This window comes from Bacillus sp. JJ783 (assembly GCF_036963225.1).
Taxonomy (GTDB): Bacteria; Bacillota; Bacilli; order Bacillales; family Bacillaceae_G; genus Bacillus_A; species Bacillus_A cereus_U.
On the sequence record NZ_JBALMG010000187.1, the window covers coordinates 1 to 228 of the forward strand.

Below are 228 nucleotides of genomic sequence, written 5' to 3' on the forward strand. Positions count from 1 at the left end.
ACTTTATTTTAAATCAACACAAGAAAAATCATAAGAGAGTTCTTCAAGGCTTAACCAAATGTTATAAACCAAAAAACCTCCTCCATATTGCATATTAGTAATGAGAGGAGGTTTTTATTGGTAAAGAGTAGGCATGTCTTGGTAGATTCTTTGTCAAAGAGTGGTACAAAAGATGGCATAGGTGGTAAATTCCTATGGCCGTAATCATCTATATCTATATTGAGAAAT